The following is an 18,382-nucleotide window of genomic DNA, read 5'->3' as shown; positions in this document are numbered from 1 at the left end:
TGGAGGATACCGGCATGAACAAGATCAATGACAAGCTCATCAAGAAGTGGGTGGACGAAGGGACGATCAGTCCGGACCAGGCCCGGAAGATGTCGGAGGACGTGACGGCGAACCGCAAGGAGGAGACGTCCAGCAAGCTGATCGTGACGATTTCCACGATCGGCTCTCTCCTTCTGGGGATCGGCGCGATCCTTTTTATCTCGGCCAACTGGCAGTCGATCTCCAGCCTGGGCAAAGTCCTGTTGTTGCTGGCCAGCACCTTTGGCGCGTATTACGCGGGATACGTCCTGAAATATGAGAAGAAAAACCTGCCCAAGGTGGGCGATTCGCTCATCTTTCTGGGCGCCCTGCTCTTTGGGGCGAGCGTTTTTCTGATCGCGCAGATTTACAACATCAACGCCAATAACCATTCTTTGCTTTTGATCTGGCTGGCCGGGGTCCTGCCGATGGTCTATGGATTTTATTCGATCCCCATCGCGGCGCTGTCGGCCCTTTTGTTTCTGGCCTGGATCGGGTTTTACATCTTCCGCAACGCGGATTTTTATATTGCAAGCCGCGATTTCAACCTTTTCCCGGCGCTGTATCTTGTGATCGGGATCCTGCTGTTCAACGTCGGGGGGATCCACTATTTGTGGAAGGAGTTGAAGGGGGTGGCCCGGACCTACCGGCTGATCGCCATCAAGACCGTGATGGTGTCATTGTTCCTGCTGACATTTGAATGGTTCTCCCGCCAGCCGGCATCCTACGGGTATTATCATAGCACTGCCGAGGGATGGAAGATCTCGACCCAGTTTACCGCCGGGTTTGTCCTGTTTGCCATCGCGTCGCTTCTGTGCACGGTCGGGAGCCTGTTCTTCCGGCCGGTCAAATCCGACACCGACATGTTAGAGAACGGGATCGGGCTGGGGCTGATCGGGATCGCGTTTTTGTTCTTCTTTTTCCCGTCCACTGTGAGCATCTATACCCTGCTGTTCAACCTCATCATGGCCGGGCTGACGCTGACGGTCCTGGTCGTGGGATACCGCAGGGAAGATATGACCCTGGTCAACATCGGGATGGGATGGGGCGGATTTTTCATCCTTGTGAAGTATTTCGATTTCTTCTGGAGCCTGCTGCCGAGGTCGCTGTTTTTTATGGTCGGAGGGCTAATCCTGGTCTTCGGCGGGATTTCCCTGGAACGCAAACGCCGGGAACTGGGGCAAAAGTTTTCCAAGACAGAGTGAGGTGAGCCATGAATAGACAGAGGATTTTTATTGCGATCGGGGTCTTTTGGGCGGTGATGCTGGCCGGGTTCATTTTGTCCAAGGAATCGGTATTGCGATCCGGACAGGAGGTCCTGCTGAAGACCGTCCCGGTGGATCCTCGGGACCTCTTCCGGGGGGATTATGTGATCCTCCGGTATGAGATCAGCGCCATCGATTTGAATTCCGTGCGTTCTGTTTACGAGAGCCTCAATGACGCGGTCGGGAAAAAGGTTTATGTGGCTTTGGACATGGAGAACGGCCGGGGAAAGGCGGGAGGATTGTTCCTTAAGCCGCCCGCGGAAGGATTATTCATCCAGGGGACCCTCAAGAGCGCGCGCGACAATCAGCTTTTGGTTGAATACGGTATTGAAAGTTATTTTGTCCCGGAAGGCAAGGGACGGGAGATTGAACGACATCGCGGGAAAAATTTGGATGTCGTGGCTTCCGTTGACCGCTCCGGCCGCGCCGCGATCAAGGCGCTGCTGGTGGACGGGCAGGCGATCCGGTTTTGAGAGGAGTTGGTCATGTCAGAGCAACGTTGTGAGTCGGGAACGGTTTTGACGGCAGACAAGAATCGGATCCATTATGACCATTATCATTACGGGCACGGGGACGGCGTGATCGTCATTGCCCACGGGTTTTTCAACGGCAAGGACGCGGTGCTTTTGAAAGACCTGGGCCGGGAGCTGGGGCGGAGTTACGACGTGATCATCATGGACTTCCGGGGGCACGGGAAGAGCGAGGGATTGTTTTACTGGACATCGAAGGAATACATGGACCTAGAGGCGGTTCTGAAATACGCGCGCGGGCATTATCCCAAAGTCGGGGTGGTCGGTTTCTCTCTGGGCGCGGCGACGAGTTTGATCGTGGCCGCGAAAACGGATTTGATGGACAGCCTGGCGGCGGTCAGCGGGCCGACGGATTTCGGCAAGATTGATTACCGGTTCTGGGAACTGGACATGGAGAACGATATTTTTTATAACGCGGTGGGCGAGGGCAAGCTGGGCAAGGGCGTGAGGCCGGGCCCGTTCTGGATGAAAAAAGACAGCCCGCTGGCGCTGGTCCCGCAGATCAAGGCCCCGGTGCTGTATGTCCACGGGACCAACGATTGGGTCATCAAGCCGTGGCATTCGGAAGAATTGCACCGCCAGACCAAGAGCCGCAAGGAATTAGTTCTGATCCAGGGCGGGCCGCACGCGGAATATTTGATGCGCAAAAACAAAGCAGAAATCATGCGCGCGTTGGAGAATTGGTTTACAATGACATTGAAAGACGTTCCCCAGCAATAACCCTTCTGCCGGAGAATGACAATGGGCAAGATTTTTCCCGGTTGGTCCGATCCGTATTTCCTGCCTTACGCCAAACTCGTCGTTGCTCTGCTCCTTGTCTTCGCAGTTGTTCTTTCCGTCATGCGCTGTTTTTCCAGGACCCGCGAGCCCGGCCGCAAGGTGTGGGTTTCGTTCAGCCCGTGGTTTGTCATGGCACCGGTCATTTTTCTGACGGTGGGAGCGGCGCGGGAGATCTTCGTTGTCGCGCTGTGCCTCTTGTCCATTGTCAGCGTCAAGGAATTCGCCCGGGCCACCGGGCTCTACAAAGACTGGGGCTTCATGGCGGCGGTGTACGGCGGCGTGGCCGGTTTTTATTTTTCGGCCCTGGTGGGCTGGTACGGGTTATTCATGGCCATGCCGGTGTATTCCGTTGCGGTGATCATGATGATCCCGGCGCTCCGCAACGATTACCAGGGGATGATCCAGAAGGTGGGGTTGAGCATCATGGCCCTGGTTTACTTCGGCTGGTTTCCGTCTCACCTGGCCTTTCTCAAGGGGCATCCGCACGGGATCGCGTATATTCTGTTTTTGGTGATCGGCACGGAATGGAACGACGCCTCGGCCTACACGTTCGGCAAAATGTTCGGCCGCACGCCGCTGATCTCGAACATCAGCCCGAAGAAAACGGTGGGCGGGGCGCTGGGGTCGCTGGCCGCGGTCTGCCTGTATGTTTGGGGCGTGCGGCATTGGCTGCCGGATTTCACGCCGTTCCTTCTGGTGCTGAGCGTCGTGATCCTCTGGGTCGGCGGGACCATCGGCGATCTGGTGATCAGTTTTGTCAAGCGTGATATCGGCATCAAGGACATGGGCGCGCTGATCCCCGGGCACGGCGGCCTGCTGGACCGGGTGGACAGCCTGATCTTCGTCTCACCGCTGTTTTTTCACATGGTCACACATTACGTGAAATTTCCGGGAGGCCTCCCGTGAAACCCTGGGATTATGACCCGTCTCCCGACATTCAGCAGAGCATTGCCGAGAAATTGACGGTCTTTCCCCGCGAGCGGGACATGACCCATTCGATCCTGCGCACGTCCTGGACCTGCTGTTTCCGAGCGTTTTTAAAAACGTATCTTCGGCTCACTGTTGTCGGCCGGGAAAATCTTCCTGCGAGCGCCAGCTATGTCCTGGTGGCCAACCACTCCAGTCATCTGGACGCGGTGTGCCTGGCGGCTGCTGTTCCGCTTCCGCGCATCCACCGGACGTTTTCCGTCGCGGCGCGGGATTATTTTTTTTCGTCATTCTTCCGGAGTTTTTGCTCGGCGATATTTGTCAACGCCCTGCCGTTCGACCGGCTTGAAAAGAAAAGGGAAAGCCTGGAACTCTGCGCGGACGTTCTGGACGTGGCGGAAAACGTGCTGATCATGTTCCCCGAAGGCACCCGGTCATTGACAGGGGAGATCCAGACGTTTAAGGCCGGAATCGGGATCCTGACCGCCGGCACCGACCGGCTGGTTTTACCGGCCTACATTGACGGCGCATTCCGGGCCTGGCCCAAAGGATGTAAATTCCCCAGGCCCCGGCGCGTGCGGGTGATCATCGGGCAGCCTATGAGCTTTAAGGCGGCCGCGAGAGATAAAGAAGGGTTTTTGAACGTCGCGCAACAACTGGAAAACGCGGTCCGCGATCTGGCGGGCGGCGTCAAAAATGCTTAAGGAGGGCGTCATCCTATGGCCTTAAAACTGATTTATCCGTTGGCCCGGATCTTTATGAAAACCGTGGGGCAAACCAGCGACGGGATCCGGATGTGTTACCAGTACGGTCTGACCTCGGGCAAGATGCTGGATTATATTTACAAGAACAAGCCGTCGGGACGTTGGGGGATCGGCAAGGCGCTGGACCGCGCGTTCCTGAACCACGTCGGCTGGGAAGCGATCCGGATCCGGCGCCGCCATCTGGAGCAGCTGATGACGCAGTCCGTTGACGACCTGCGCCAGCAGAAACGGCCCATTTCTCTTTTGGACATCGCCTCCGGTCCTGGCGCGTATGTTCTCGCGGTCATGGCCCAGGCGGGAGAGGCGGACATCACCGCGCGCTGCCGGGATTTCGACGGCCGGTGGGCGGACGAAGGGCGCGAGGCGGCCAAACAGGCCGGCTTGAACAATGTCGTGTTTGAGCAGGGTGACGCCTATGACCGTGCCGCGCTCCAGGCGGTCCAGCCGCGTCCGAACCTCATGGTGTCCTCCGGGTTTTACGACTGGTTCAACGAGGATGAAAAGGTCAAGGAGTCCATCCGGATCGTGCACGACGTCCTGGATCCCGGCGGATATTTTGTCATGACCAATCAGGCCGCGCATCCCAACCTGGAATTCACGCAGGAAGTTTTCACTGATTTCAACAACAATCCGTTGCGCATGGCCATGCGTCCGCCGTCGCTGATCTGCAAGTGGCTGGAGGAAACCGGATTTATCATCGAGCATTTGCTGGCGGACCAAAACGGATATTACACGGCTATCAAGGCAAGGAAGAAGTGATTGTATTTATGTTTTTTGAATAGACGTCAGGAGCAAGTTTTTGATTCCCCTCCCTTGGTGGGAGGGATAAATGGAAGGGAGAACCCCTTTATGGACATCGGTCTTTACAACATGAAGTACCCGGTCAGGAAACTGATTTCCGGCGTATTGCCTTTGGTGAAGAATGTGGAGCCCAACACGGTGAGCTGGCTGATGCTGCCGGTGGGACTGGCGGTCGCGGCCGCGTATTACGGGGCGCCGGGCGCGCCGGCGCTGTATTGGGCGGGGATCGGGCTGACTTTTCTGCGGATGTACCTGGGCACGCTCGACGGGCTCATGGCCGAGCATTACAAGAAAGGGTCTGCCGAAGGGGAGATCGTCAACAGGATCGCCCCGGAATTTTGCGACGCGATGTATATGCTGGCCCTGGTTTTCGCGCACCCCGAGATTCCGCTGGAGATCCGTTCCCTCGCGCTGGCCCTGGCCTGGCTCACGACGTTCGCGGGCCTGGTCGGGTTCACGGCCAAGAAACCGGGGCAGAGTGTCGGACCTGTGGGGCAGACCGACCGGCTGGCCGCGCTCATCCTGCTTTCCCTGTTGCAGTATTTTTCCGCGGTGAATGGCTGGCAGGTCAATTTCATCGCGGTCTTTTTCTATTGGTGCATCGGCGGCGGGGCGATCACGGTTTTCCTCCGTCTGCGAAGGCACCTGAAAACGGCCCGTTCAGCCTGATGACCATTGAAGACCTTCGAAATGATTTGCCCGGCCTGCGCGGGTGTTCGTTTTTAAACTACGCGGCCACGGCGCCGCTGTTACAACCCAGCGCGGACCGGATGACCGCGGTCATCCGCCAGGGCCTGGAACCCATGCCGCGCCATTTCAATGACTGGCTGGCCTTGCTGGAATCCTCCCGTCGGGAGATCGCGGATCTGATCTTTGCCGTCCCGGAAGAGATCACGTTTGTTCCCAATACATCCACCGCGCTGTCCATCATTGCGGCGTCTGTACCGTGGCAGGCGGGCGACCGGGTGCTTTATCCTGCCGACGAATTTCCCTCCAACCGTTTTGTCTGGGAAAATCTTCAGGATAAAGGCGTTTGCGCGGAACCGGTCCCTTGCCGGGAGGAACGAGACCTTTTGCAGGCCTTGCAAGGCATGGACCTTTCCGGCGTGCGTCTGGTGGCGTTGTCCGCGGTGTCGTACGCGGACGGACGGAGCCATGATGTCGCAGAGATCGTCCGGCTTTGTCATGCTAAAAATATCCTGGTCGCTGTGGACGCGATCCAGGCGGTCGGCGCGGTCCCGGTCAGCGTGAAGGCGTGGGGATGTGATTTTCTCGCCTGCGGAGGGCAGAAGTGGCTGCTGGGGCCGGTGGGGAGCGGGTTCCTTTATATCAAGACCGATCTTCTGCCGCGTTTGCATGTCCCTCTCGTGGGGTGGGCGAGCTCCCGCGATGCCGGCGATTTTTCCGGCCAGCGGTTGGAGTTCGTAGACGGCGCGCGGCGTTTCGAGCCCGGGCTTCCGGACATCGCGGCTGTCGCGGGATTGTCGGAAAGTGTGAGGACATTGACCGCCGCCGGATGGAAAAGTATCTATGCGAGGATTGCCGGGCATCAGGCGCGGCTTTGTTCGGAATTAGATGCGCTGGATTTTAGACGGCTGGCATCAAGGAACCCGGCGAATTCCGGCATCGTGACCGTGGAGGTCCGGGACGCCGGGGAACAGGAAACCCTGCACCGGGAATTCACGAACAAAAAAATTTATGTCACTCTGCGCAACCAGCGCCTGCGGATTTCGCCGCACGCCGTCACATCAAACGAAGAGATCAGTGGCCTTTTATCTGTTTTGCGGGAACTGCGCGGTAAAACAGGAGTGGCCACGTCGTCCCCGGCCGTCCAGCCGCGGGGTGGGGAGGAGGCCGGTTCGCCGGCGCCCAAATGGCGCCGGGCCCTGGTGACCGGCGCGAGCCGCGGATTGGGAGAGGCCATCGCGCTGGAACTGGCGAAGCAGGGCTGTTCCTTGATCCTCGTTGGGCGCGATCAACAGCGGCTTGAGGCCTTGCGGGAGAGGCTCGTCAGGGATTTTCAGGTGGCGGTGGACGTGAATGCGGTGGATTTGGCCAGCCCGCCGCAGGTGGAGCGCTGGCTGAATGAACATCAGGCGCTTTTGGATTGCGATGTGTTGGTCAACAACGCCGCCATGGGCGACGCGGACGCGTTCGCGGAGAGCGATCTCACGCGGTTGCGACAGGCCTTTGAGGTGAATTTTTTCGCTCCGGCCGCCGTCACCAGAAAGATCATCCCGTTGATGCTGGAGAGGGGGAACGGTGCTATTCTGAATATCGTCACCTCCGGCGCGAGATGCGCCCTGCCGCTGTTCTCCGGTTATTCCGCCGGCAAAGGCGCGCTGTGGGCGTGGAGCGAATCCCTGGGGCGGGAAGTGAAAGGCCGGGGCGTCACGGTGACGACGTTTCTTCCGCCGCACATGGAATCCGCCACGCACAACCGCCTGGGGCGGAAAGCCATGGCCTATTACCGGATGTCCGGCCCGGGTGAGAAAACCGTGTCTGCGGACGTTGTGGCTCGCCGGGCCATGGAAGCCCTGGCCGCCGGCCGTTTGACGGCCGCGCCGTTGGGCGTGAGGCTTAAACTGGCGGTCAACGCGCTCTTTCCTGATTTTATTGAGAAAAAAATATTGAAAACCTGGAGTTAATGAGCACTGATTTTACGGAGCGAAGCGAACGTAAATTCATGTGCGAACCGCAGGCCCCGCAGTTCTGATTTGCTGACGCAAATCATGCCGGGGGGTATGTCAAAATTTATTCATCTCGTCCTGTTTGCTTCGCAAAACGAAGCAAGTGGGACTCATTGAGGAGGCGACATGAAATATCTCCTGACGGTTCTCACGCAAGTGCTGTTCACGCTGACGATGTATGTCATGGGCTCCGCCTTCTTCGGCGCGGCCCTGGTGCCGGGGCTGGCCCTGTTTTTCAAGGTGTGGGCGTGGACCGGAAGCATGGAGATGCTGCCCCGCCTGTTTCTCCTCGGCGCGTCTTTGGCCATGGGGTATTTCCTGTTCGGGTTCACCCTGATCATTCTTGTCGGGCTTTTTCGCTCCGTCCTGAACATCCGGCTTAAGGAAGGGAATCATCCGATATTCTCGTTCGAGGCCATGAAGTGGGCGTTTGTCAGCTCGCTGTACCTGATGATCAATTTCACGTTCATTGATTTCATCCTGCTCACCCCGTTCGCGAATCTGCTGTTCCGGCTGCTCGGCGCCAAGCTGGGTAAGAACGTCCAGTTCAATTCCCGGCATGTTTACGACGCGACCCTGATCGAGATCGGCAGTAACACGGTTGTCGGCGGCGGCGCGATCATTCTCGGGCACATTGTCGAACGCGGCCTCCTCAAGCTGAAGAAAGTCCGCATCGGGCGCAACGTGACCATCGGGTCGCATTCCACCATCATGCCGGGCTGTGAGATCGAGGACGGGGCGATCATCGGCGCCAGCGCCGTTCTTCTCAAAGACACCAAGGTCGGCCGCAGGGAGATCTGGTTCGGCATCCCGGCCCAGGTCATGCGCCGGCATGAGCGTCCCCCCAAGGACGACGGCCCCTCAGACCCGCCGGTTGCAACAGGGACTTAAAATCGCATGGCGAAATTCGACTATGATCTGATCGTGATCGGCGGCGGGGCCGCGGGCCTGACCGCTTCGACCGGCGCCGGGCGGCTTGGGGCCAAGGTGCTTTTGGTCGAAAAAGAAAAAACGCTCGGCGGCGACTGCCTGCACTTCGGCTGTGTCCCTTCGAAGTCCCTCATCAAATCCGCGTCCGTTTACTCCGAGATCAGAAACGCCGCGCGTTACGGCCTGCCGGAGATGTCCGTGCCGCCGGTGGATTTTTCGCGGGTCCGGGAACGGATCCGCGGGATCATCAGCGCCATTCAGCTTCACGACTCCCCGGAATGGCTCAAGCGGAAATACAACGTCGATACCCGCTTCGGCCCCGTCCGGTTTTTCGATCCTCATACAATTGAGCTCGCTGGGGAAAAGATCACCGCCCGGAATTTTTTCATCGCCACCGGTTCGTCCCCGTCCGTTCCTCCGGTCCCGGGGCTGGACAGCGTCCCGTATCTCACAAATAAAGACATTTTCTCGCTGGAGCGTCTTCCGCCGTCCATGACCGTGCTCGGGGGCGGGCCGATCGGCCTGGAGATGGCGCAGGCCTTTTCCCGTCTGGGCTCGCGGGTGACCGTGGTCGAAGCCGCGGACCAGGTCCTGCCCCGCGAGGATGAGGACGTTGCCGCGCTGGTGGAAAAGATTTTGAAGAGCGAAGGCGTCCGTATTTTGACCAAGGCGCGGGCGGTCCGCGCGGCGAAAAAGGATGGAGGCGTTTTGCTGGCCGTTGAAAGCGCCGGCTGGGAGGAGGACCTTCATTCAGAAGCCCTCCTGGTGGCTGTCGTCCGCAGGCCCAACACTGAAGGGCTGGATCTGGGAAAAGCCGGTGTTGTTTGCGATTCGAAAGGGATCCCGGTGGACGGCCGCCTGCGCACGTCCGCGAAACACATTTACGCGATTGGAGACGTGAACGGGTCGTATCCGTTCACGCACGTGGCCGGTTACGAGGGCGGGACCGCGATGGTGAACGCTATCATGCGGCTGCCGGTGAAGGCCGACTACTCCAAGGTCCCGTGGTGCACGTATCTTGACCCGGAGGTGGCGTCCATCGGCCACAATGAAAAACGCGCCCGCGAAGCCGGGCTGGATTTCAAGATTCAGCGTGAAGAGTTCAAGGACAACGACCGCGCCCTGGCCGAGGGAGCGGCAGAAGGTTTTATGAAAATCCTCATCGGAAAAGGCGACCGCGTGCTGGGCGTCCAGATCGTCGGCCCGCGCGCCGGGGAGCTGATCCACGAATGGGTGGCGGCGCTTAACGGCCGGGTGGGGCTTTCCACCCTGGCCCAGGCCATTCACGCTTATCCGACCCTTTCCGAAATCAACAAACGCGCAAGCGGGGACTGGCTGGCGCCGAAACTTTTCAACGACTTGGCCAGACGGGTCCTGAAAGCGGCCTTCGGGCTTCAGGGAAAGGCCTCCGGGTGGGAGGATTAAAAATTTTTTTTGGGTTTTGCAAAATACCCGCAGGAACAGGTATACTATGGGATAGCGGCAGGGCCGCGGAAATCATTCAACAACAAGGAGACTCCGATGGCAGAGCAGAAAAAAATTGTCTACATCGATGACGAACCGGATCTGTGCTTCATGGTCAAAGAGCTCCTGGAGGGGACGGGCGAGTTCGCCGTCACGACCTCAACGGACCCTCTCCAGGCCGAAAACCTGGTCCGCCAGGTTTCCCCCCACCTGCTCCTTTTGGACATCGTCATGCCGAAACGCAAGGGCACGGACATCATCGCCGCCATTAAAAAAGATGATGCCTTCAAAAAACTCCCCATCATCGTGGTCAGCGGGAAGGGCGAGATGATCTTCGACAAGAAGAAGCAAGAGTTCAAGTGGCAGCCCAACAACCCTCTCGCCAAAGACCGCGGCCAACTGCCTGAAGGCAAGAGCGCCGAGGTCCTGGCTGAGGGTTACGGCGTCGTTGACTACATCTCAAAACCGTTCACCAAGGATATCCTACTGCAAGTCATCCGCGACGTCATGGCCAAGTGCTACAAGGCCGAGGACTCGCAGGAAGAATCCGCCTAAGGCCGCTGTTTTTTGTCCTCCGGCCTGCCCTGAAGGGGCTCCCTGCCGGGTTTATCCTGAAGGCCTTTCAGGATGTATCATACCCCTGCCGCATTTCATGATGATCGGAATCCTTCCGCCCCGGGGCCGCGCGATCGAGGTATCTTTTTTTCTTGTTAATTCCGGCGGGATTTTCCTGTATCATAAAGGTCTTCGTCCGGAAGCCGCGCCGTTTGACATGGGGAGCGCGTTTGTGGTTCTCGGCAGGCGGGGCCCGGGGGAAGCGGGGAGCAGGCATGGATAAACGGAAAAATATATCGGGCATCCGCCTGATCGCGTGGGCGCTGATCTTCAGCAATTTTTTCCTGCTGGTGGCGCGTTATGCCCTGCCCTCCCTCGAGGTGACGGTCCCCGAACTGGCCGTCACGCTTTTGTCCATCGCCTCGGTCTTTCCCCGGGACCTGTTTGACATGACCTTCAGCCAGCTTTGGCCGGCCCATTTCGCCTGGATGTCTCTGATCGGGATCTGCGCCTTCGGCCTTCTGAAGATCAACAAGTCCGCCCGCATGGTCTTCATCGTGCTCGACATCATCCATAACGTCGTCTTGGGATACATGGTCGTGTCCCGGTACGGCCAGCACGAATTCCTCGATTATTTTTTCAAGCTGTATTTCAATCTCGTCGCGGCCATCACCTACATCGGTTTTTTGACGATCCCCGAGGTGAGGGAGCAGTTCAAGATCGGCCCCCGGCCGGACATCGTGACACTGCTTTTGCGCAAGCTCCGCGTGCCCCTGCCGTCGAAGATCAACGCGGGGAATTATTACAATCTCGGGCTGGCCTACAGCCGCCTGGAGCGTTATCCCGACGCTGTCCAGGCCCTGGAAAAGGCCCTGAGCGTCAATCCCCACGACGCCCATGTGCACTTCCACCTGGGGAACATTTACCTGAAGCAGAAAAGGATCCCGGAGGCGGTCCGGGCCTTCAAGGAAACCATCCGCATCGATCCGTTTCATAGTGAGGCCTACACGAGACTCGGCCAGGCCTACCAGCAGGGGGGCAGCCACCAGGAGGCCATTGAGGCCTTTGAAAAAGTGAGCAAGGTCAAATACAACGACCCCGACGTGTACCGCTACCTGGGCAACGCCTATTATTCCGTCGGCCGTTATCCCGAGGCGGTCCGGACGCTGTCCAAGGCCGTGGGCATCAATCCCAATGATGAATACGCCTTTTATCAGATGGGCCTGATCTATCTCACGAAAACCGAGCAATACCCTGAGGCCTGCGAAGCGTTCAGGAAGGCCGTCCGGCTCAACCCCGACGTGGCCGAGTTCCATTTTCATCTCGGGCTGGCCTGTATCCGGGTGAACCGGCCCAAGGACGCGATCCGGGCCTTCAAGGACGCGGTCCGGCTGGACGAAGACGACGCCAAGGCGCACTACCAGCTCGGTTTTGTTTATACGGCCGTCAATGATTTTCTCTCCGCGCGCAAGCAGTACGCCGTGCTCAAACAGCTTGATCCCGATCTTGCCGAGACGCTGCTCATGCTCATCAAGTAACGGGCGGCGTCCTGCGATCGCCGGATTGTTCGGCCGATGGACACCTTTGCCATGCAGACTTTTTTCATGCAGATCGATCTTCACGGGCTCATCGGGCTTTTTGTCCTAGGGCTCGTCCTTCAGATGAGAAAAGCCGGCGGCCCCGGGGTTGAGAAGGCCGGCCGGTTCGTCCTCATCCTGGCTTTTGTCTTAGGGCTGGCGAGAACCGTCAGCTTTATGATGTATTGCGCGGAGAACGTCCTCCAGATGGACATCGCCTGCTATTACACGGCCGGCGAATCTCTCTGGCACGGGCTGTCGCCTTACAAAACACACCTCTGGCACAATCCGCCCGTCTGGGACGGCTTCGCCGAATTCCAGCATTCCCGCTTTCTCTACCCGCCGATCATCGCCAATTTTTTCCAATTGCTGGCGGTTTGGCCTTACGCCGCCGTAAAAACAATGTGGATGCCGGTGGTTGTCCTCTGCGTCACGCTGTCCCTGTGGCTTTCGGTCCGTTATCTTGGGCTGAAGATGACCCCTTTGCGCTGGATGGGGCTGGCGACGTTTGTCATGCTGTTTGCTCCTTTTTTGATGGAGCTGGAAGTGGGGCAGGTGAACATCCTGACAATGTTGTTCAACATCCTGGCGATCCGCGCCATGTCGCGGACATCGCCCCGCCCCTATCTGGCCGGCCTTTATTTCGCGATCGCCATGTTCATCAAACTGCAGGGCGCCTTCATCGTCCCATTCCTTCTGCTTCGGGGGAAGTGGGCCACACTGCGGGGCTTTGTGGCCGGGAGCCTGGGGATATTTTTGATTTGTTTCACCATCAATGGGCCGTTGACGATCGATTATTGGAAAAACCAGCTGCCGCGCATCTCCTGGATCGCCGGAGAACACGGCCCGAAAGAATTGCGTATTCCTTTTCAGGACAAACAGCTGTTCCTGTGGAAATACCGGATTCCCCAGGGGATGACTATGAAACAGTACCGCGTCTATCAGCTGTTTTATGACAACCCCATCAACAATGCCACGCTGGTCCGGCCCTTAGGGACCCTGGACTGGGCTCACCGGATTTATCAAGGCCTGGGCAGGGTCGGATTGGCCAAGCAGGGGACGTTCTTTCTGGCGCTGGCGTTCCTATCGGTTTTTCTGATCATCGGGCTTTTGGGAAGGTTTTGGATCCCTCCTCGCGGCAGGACATTGACGCCGTTGCAGGATTTTATTTACTGGCACGCCGTTTTTGTCGTGGTCCTGGTGAGCGGCGTGCGGACCTGGTCGGCCAATTTGATCTGGATGCTGCCCGCGGCCTTGATCCTTCTGAAACTGCATGATGAGCCGGGAACAATGTCCCCCGGCCTGCGGTTTTCATTTTGGGTGACGATATCGGCTCTGGTCCTGATCGGCGTGCCTGACGCGGGATTCCGCTGGATGGCCGAGCGGGGATTCCCACTTTTTTATCAAAAGTGCGTGGCCGGAGAACTGTTGCTGTTCGCGGGGCTCGCCGGGATATTGTCGAGCCTGCTGTCCCGCGCGCCTTCACCAGCTTTCGGAGCCAGGCATGCTTAGTCGAAAATCTTTGCTGATCCTCGGCGGTATTTTGGTGGTTGCCCTGGCCACGCGCATGACCGCCCTTCAGAGGGATTTTTTCAATGAGGACGAGGCCACGATCGCCTTGATCGCCGACGTCATCGTGGACGGCGGGGTCCCGTACCGGGACGTTGTCGACCAGCAGCTGCCTTTGGCCCATTACGGTTATGCCATGATTTTTCTGCTCGCGGGAAAAAACAACATGGGGGCCGTTCATGTGGCCCTGGCCCTTTTGATCGCGCTGGAATGTCTGGTGATTTACATCCTGGGCCGGTACGCCTTCCGGGAGCGCGTGGGCCTGCTCGCCGCTCTGTTTTTTGCCGTCTTTTCCTGGGCAGGCACTCCCACAGATATGTGGGCGGCGCATACAGAATGGTCATTGATTTTATTTTCTATGGCCGGGTGGGGGCTGCTGTTGAAGTCTGCTCGGGAAAAACGCCCGGGGTGGTTTTTTTTCTCAGGCATTTCTTTCGGTTTGGCCTTCCTGTGCAAACAAGTGGCCGTGTTTGACGCCGCGGCGTTGGGGGCGCTGTTATTGCTGGGGCCGCCTGTTGGCCGGAGCTGGAAAGAACGCGGCCGTGACGCCGTCCTGTTCGGTTCGGGGTTCGCTGTCCCTGTTTTTGCATGTTTTTCCTATTTCTGGATGCGCGGCGCGTTCCAGGAATTTTGGATGTGCGCCTTTGAATACAATGCCCGTTTCTATGTCAACGAGTTCACCGTCCTGCAGCGGTGTCTCTGGATGCCTGTGCATACTTTTATATTTTTCTACCTGAAACCGCTGTTGGGATTTTTAACGCTGTTGGGTCTCCGGACGGTGTTGGGCGGCCGGGCCGCGAAAAAAAGGGAGGCGCCTCTCTCCGGCGTGATGCTCGGCGTCTGGTTCCTGGGGTCGTTCGTCGCCGCCGGATACACCGGCCGCGGATTCCAGTATTATTTCATCCAGCTTCTTCCCCAGGCCGTGCTTCTTTCCGCCTTGGGGCTGGACGGATTGATGGAGAGCGGAAGGGCATTTTTCGCATCGCGGGGGAAACGCCTATCCTTGGCCTGGCCCGCCCTGATGATCGCCCTCGTGTCCGCGGGGATCGTTTATTCTCTGGCCGCGACCTGGGGCGTGTATCTGAGGGATTACCATCAAGGGGACCGCGAATTGAAGTCCGTGGCCAATTATATCAAGCAAAAAACTTTGCCCTCCCAGGCCATTTATGTCTGGGGGTTTCATCCCGAAATTTACGTCCTTTCCGACCGGCGTCCCGCGACACGGTTCACGATCAGCAACTTTCTGACAGGGATGATGCCCTGGGCGAACATCCAGCCGGACAAAGACACCGCCTACGCGATCATGCCCGGGGCCTGGAAAATATTTCTCCGTGAGTTGGAAAGGGACCAGCCGGCTTACATCCTGGACACCAGCCCGGCGCAGTTCCGGAGTTACGGAAAATATCCGATGAGCAAATACCCGCCTCTGGCAGATTTTGTCAGAGGGCGGTATGAATTGGACCCGGAGTTTTATTACAACTCGATCGAGAACGCTGTCCGGCTTTACAGGCGCGTTCCCGGGGCGCTCCCATGACAACCCTTTGCCGGGCCTTGGTTTTCTTGTTTTTGGTGACGGGTCCTTCCCGGGCGCTCGCGGCGGATGGGGACGGGGCCACGGTCCTCTATGAAAAATTGCGCGGCCTCCACGCCGCCAAGACAAAACCCGGTTCTTCCGACTGGCTCGCCGTTCATTCCGAACCGGGACAGACGTTTGAAGAATATGCGGCGTCCAATCCGGCCCGCCCGGACAAGACGCGCCGGACGATCTATGTCACGCTCATGGGAGATTTCAACGACACCCAGGAAGCCATCATCCGGCAGACCGCCCGCTATATGGAAGCTTATTTTCAGATGCCGGTCAAATTCGTCGACCCGGTCCCGTTGTCGTCCATTCCCGCCGAGGCCCGGCGTATCCATCCGGTGACCGGCGACCGTCAGGTCCTGAGCCCCTACGTGATCGAAGACGTGCTCAAGCCCCGTCTGCCGAAAGACGCGTTCTGTTTCATCGCGTTCACGTCGTCTGACCTCTGGCCCGGCGAGGGCTGGAATTTTGTGTTCGGGCAGGCATCGCTCGAGGGCCGGGTGGGGGTCTGGTCCATTTACCGCAACGGCGATCCCCGCAAAGGCCGGGCGGCTTACCGCCAGTGCCTGCGCCGCACCCTGAAGACCGGGACGCACGAGATCGGCCACATGTTCGGGCTTTACCACTGCGTTTATCACGAGTGCAACATGAACGGGAGCAACCACCGGAAAGAGAGCGACCGGCGCCCGTTGTGGCTGTGCCCGGTCTGCCTGAAAAAATTGGCCTGGTCGATCGGGTTCGATCCGGCGAAGCGGTATCAGCAGCTTGCGGAGATCAGCGGGGAGTTCGGGTTGGAAGAGGAGAGGGCGTTTTTTCTGAAGTCCCTGGAGGCCCTTCGCGGTCAATGAATGGTATGAGTTCGGTATCAACGAAAAGATTTCCCCCTCCCGTTCCCTCCCCACGAGGGGGAGGGGAATGAGGAAGAGATTTCCTCATGGGGGAGGGGAATGAGGAAGAGGTTTCTTCATGGGGAAGGGAGAAGTTGAGTTACTCTGTCCGCCAGGGGGAGAATAAGGGATATATATCGCGAGGGAGAAATAATTTATTCCCCTCCCTTGATGGGAGGGGTTAGGGGAGGGTGCCCCCTCTCCCGTTCCCTTTCCACGAGGGGGAGGGGAATGAGGAAGAGGTTTCCTCATGGGGGAGGGGATACCGAGAGGGCGCCTGAATACAGCCAGCCGTTAAAGCTGGGGTTCGCTGTTCTGGTTACGGTTTTTGAATTCCGAGCGCATCTGTCCGCGGCGTGATTTGTTTTCTTCCCGCTGTTGTTTGCGGTATGTTTGATTCTCCTGCCTCTGGGCCTGGAAGTGGGCCCTCATCTGATCTTTGATCTGTTCCGGCGTGAGGCCGGAGTTGCCGGCGATGCTGTTGAGAAAACTCATGTTCTCCTGGTGCTGCTGGTCGCGGAAACTCGTGTTTTCCTGATATTGCTGTTCGTAATGATTCAGGATGTCCTGTCTTTGGGCGTCGGTGAGCTTTTCGTTGCCGGCGAGTTTTTCCTGAAGTCGGGCCTTGTGTTCCTGGTACTTTTGACCGCGGAAGGTTTTGTTTTCCTGGTATTGCGTGCTGCGGTGGTCTGCGATGGCTTTGGCTCTTTCCTGGGGGGAGAGGTCCTGGATGCTCTGGCGAAAGGCCTGGTTCTCGGATCTTTGCTGTTCCCGGTGGGCTTTGAATTCCTCTTTTTGTCCCTGCCGGGACTCCTTGCCCCCGGGGCCTGCCAGAGCGGGGACCGCGGTGAGGGCGAGGATGACGAGTTGGATCAAGACTGTCTTCATGTGAAGCTCCTTTCAAAAGGCTCGTTGTTGAACTGCTTGGCCTATTGAACACCGGCCCAGGCGGTTTGTTCCGTTCGAAACCGGATGTCCCGAGCGGAATATTGTCCCGTAAATTGACAGAGCATCAAAACCACTGTAATATCACAATATATAAACTTTTTGTCTTTTGGTTGAACCCTGTGTCCCGCGTCCTTTATGCTGATTGAGGCCCTGTTCATCTTGATCGCTGTCCCGGCACTCCTGCTGGGGATCTTTATTTTCTCCCGCCCCTTGCAGGTGTTTGCCATTCAAAAGCGGTTCTACGAGCTGATCAACTGGAGAATTGAACCCATATCCATGGAAAAAGAGATCCGCAACACGCGGTTGATGGGGCTTTTTCTGGTCGTGTTCGTGATCGCGGCCGGGGTTTATCAATTCTTTCTGCAGAAAAGATAGGGCCTCCTTGATGGAAGAAAAGCCAGACGACTTTCAAAAGGTCCTCAACAAGCTTGAGTCCTATGGGCAGGCGTTCCTGCAGAGCCGCGTCTGGCGGGAATTCGTCGGTTATCTTGAGTTCGTGATCCCCCGTATCGGGGACAACCAGCACATCATCGGGGTTTTTCTGGTTTTCGCGGTCTTGATCAGCGGCGCCGTTATCGTCAAGCACCAGGGCCCGCGGCTCGACAACAAGCAGGTCGGGTTTACCGTTGTCGGCCCGAGGGGATGGAAGCCGGAAGTCTCCCCTGACCGCATGACGGTGACGTACAAAAAGCCGCTCAAAAAGACCCTGGAAAGTTCGGTCATCGTGTTTCAGGTCACGCTGGGCAACCCTTACGGGAGAACGCCTCTGTCCTATCTCCAGCAGGGGATCCTGCCTCAGCTCCGTTACAATTATGAGACCATTAATAACGCCAAGTTCACGATGCGGGAATACCCCGGCAACGTCGAGATCAACGGCCGGACCTGGGCCACGGGGAGCTTTTATCTGAACTTTGAGAATCTGCACGCGATCTATGTGACGGAGTCGGACGAGTATATATTCGTCCTCATGCTGAGGGCCGCGGGCACGGAACAGTCCAGGGATGAGATCACGTTCAAAAAGGTACTGAGATCGGTCTCGCTCGCGACAACACCGCTGCGAAGAGAGATCCCGAGGTATACCCGGTAGCCCCGCCA

The 18,382-nt window shown here is 57.9% G+C and carries 18 protein-coding genes; 17 read left to right on the top strand and 1 reads right to left on the bottom strand.

The features are described 5' to 3' along the window. Positions 1–14 precede the first annotated feature (14 nt). The 15 genes from Q8Q08_05410 to Q8Q08_05340 all read left to right on the top strand — a co-directional run bounded on the left by Q8Q08_05410 (position 15) and on the right by Q8Q08_05340 (position 16,300). Positions 15–1,223 (top strand): DUF2157 domain-containing protein, encoded by a 1,209-nt coding sequence (locus Q8Q08_05410; GenBank protein ID MDP2653453.1) that lies wholly within the window; start codon positions 15–17, stop codon positions 1,221–1,223. Between the two features lie 8 nt (positions 1,224–1,231). Next, positions 1,232–1,756, top strand: a complete 525-nt coding sequence (locus tag Q8Q08_05405; protein ID MDP2653452.1) for a GDYXXLXY domain-containing protein — start codon at positions 1,232–1,234, stop codon at positions 1,754–1,756. 12 nt (positions 1,757–1,768) lie between these two features. Next, the gene (locus Q8Q08_05400) at positions 1,769–2,533 is read left to right on the top strand and encodes an alpha/beta hydrolase (protein MDP2653451.1); all 765 of its coding nucleotides are present in this window, start codon (positions 1,769–1,771) and stop codon (positions 2,531–2,533) included. Between the two features lie 15 nt (positions 2,534–2,548). Then, positions 2,549–3,499 (top strand): phosphatidate cytidylyltransferase, encoded by a 951-nt coding sequence (locus Q8Q08_05395; protein ID MDP2653450.1) that lies wholly within the window; start codon positions 2,549–2,551, stop codon positions 3,497–3,499. Beyond that, positions 3,496–4,224 (top strand): lysophospholipid acyltransferase family protein, encoded by a 729-nt coding sequence (locus Q8Q08_05390; GenBank protein ID MDP2653449.1) that lies wholly within the window; start codon positions 3,496–3,498, stop codon positions 4,222–4,224. The genes Q8Q08_05395 and Q8Q08_05390 overlap by 4 nt, the downstream gene beginning before the upstream one ends. 15 nt (positions 4,225–4,239) lie before the next feature. Continuing rightward, positions 4,240–5,043, top strand: a complete 804-nt coding sequence (locus Q8Q08_05385; protein MDP2653448.1) for a class I SAM-dependent methyltransferase family protein — start codon at positions 4,240–4,242, stop codon at positions 5,041–5,043. Positions 5,044–5,133: 90 nt separating this feature from the next. Further along, the gene (locus Q8Q08_05380) at positions 5,134–5,754 is read left to right on the top strand and encodes a hypothetical protein (GenBank protein MDP2653447.1); all 621 of its coding nucleotides are present in this window, start codon (positions 5,134–5,136) and stop codon (positions 5,752–5,754) included. Then, a complete protein-coding gene (locus tag Q8Q08_05375) occupies positions 5,754–7,733 on the top strand; it encodes an aminotransferase class V-fold PLP-dependent enzyme (protein ID MDP2653446.1) in 1,980 nt (659 codons plus the stop codon). Before Q8Q08_05380 ends, Q8Q08_05375 begins: the two co-directional genes overlap by 1 nt. A gap of 168 nt (positions 7,734–7,901) precedes the next feature. Next, a complete protein-coding gene (locus tag Q8Q08_05370) occupies positions 7,902–8,666 on the top strand; it encodes a DapH/DapD/GlmU-related protein (protein ID MDP2653445.1) in 765 nt (254 codons plus the stop codon). Between the two features lie 6 nt (positions 8,667–8,672). Next, entirely contained in the window at positions 8,673–10,130 is a 1,458-nt protein-coding gene (locus Q8Q08_05365) for a mercuric reductase (GenBank protein MDP2653444.1), read from the top strand. Between the two features lie 96 nt (positions 10,131–10,226). Continuing rightward, positions 10,227–10,724, top strand: a complete 498-nt coding sequence (locus Q8Q08_05360) for a response regulator (GenBank protein ID MDP2653443.1) — start codon at positions 10,227–10,229, stop codon at positions 10,722–10,724. 275 nt (positions 10,725–10,999) lie between these two features. After that, positions 11,000–12,262 carry a tetratricopeptide repeat protein gene (locus tag Q8Q08_05355; protein MDP2653442.1) on the top strand — a complete coding sequence of 421 codons (1,263 nt, stop codon included), beginning with the start codon at positions 11,000–11,002 and terminating at the stop codon, positions 12,260–12,262. Between the two features lie 51 nt (positions 12,263–12,313). After that, positions 12,314–13,813 carry a glycosyltransferase family 87 protein gene (locus Q8Q08_05350; protein ID MDP2653441.1) on the top strand — a complete coding sequence of 500 codons (1,500 nt, stop codon included), beginning with the start codon at positions 12,314–12,316 and terminating at the stop codon, positions 13,811–13,813. Beyond that, positions 13,806–15,404, top strand: coding sequence for a glycosyltransferase family 39 protein (locus Q8Q08_05345; protein ID MDP2653440.1), 1,599 nt, complete (start codon positions 13,806–13,808; stop codon positions 15,402–15,404). Before Q8Q08_05350 ends, Q8Q08_05345 begins: the two co-directional genes overlap by 8 nt. Further along, positions 15,401–16,300 carry an archaemetzincin gene (locus Q8Q08_05340; protein ID MDP2653439.1) on the top strand — a complete coding sequence of 300 codons (900 nt, stop codon included), beginning with the start codon at positions 15,401–15,403 and terminating at the stop codon, positions 16,298–16,300. The genes Q8Q08_05345 and Q8Q08_05340 overlap by 4 nt, the downstream gene beginning before the upstream one ends. A gap of 333 nt (positions 16,301–16,633) precedes the next feature. On the opposite strand, the gene Q8Q08_05335 is transcribed toward Q8Q08_05340, so the two are convergent. Then, positions 16,634–17,227 carry a hypothetical protein gene (locus Q8Q08_05335; protein ID MDP2653438.1) on the bottom strand — a complete coding sequence of 198 codons (594 nt, stop codon included), beginning with the start codon at positions 17,225–17,227 and terminating at the stop codon, positions 16,634–16,636. A 195-nt stretch (positions 17,228–17,422) separates the two neighbouring features. Here Q8Q08_05335 and Q8Q08_05330 point away from each other — a divergent pair, with 195 nt between their 5' ends. Together Q8Q08_05330 and Q8Q08_05325 are read left to right on the top strand one after the other, a co-directional pair. Further along, positions 17,423–17,662 (top strand): hypothetical protein, encoded by a 240-nt coding sequence (locus tag Q8Q08_05330; protein MDP2653437.1) that lies wholly within the window; start codon positions 17,423–17,425, stop codon positions 17,660–17,662. Between the two features lie 10 nt (positions 17,663–17,672). Beyond that, the gene (locus Q8Q08_05325) at positions 17,673–18,374 is read left to right on the top strand and encodes a hypothetical protein (GenBank protein MDP2653436.1); all 702 of its coding nucleotides are present in this window, start codon (positions 17,673–17,675) and stop codon (positions 18,372–18,374) included. Positions 18,375–18,382: the final 8 nt, after the last annotated feature.

The sequence above is a fragment of the Candidatus Omnitrophota bacterium genome (assembly GCA_030688425.1).
In the GTDB taxonomy this organism is placed as follows: Bacteria; Omnitrophota; Gorgyraeia; order Zapsychrales; family JANLHA01; genus JAUYIB01.
Note: the sequence above shows the minus strand (reverse complement) of the source record. Positions and strands in the feature narration are given on the sequence as shown.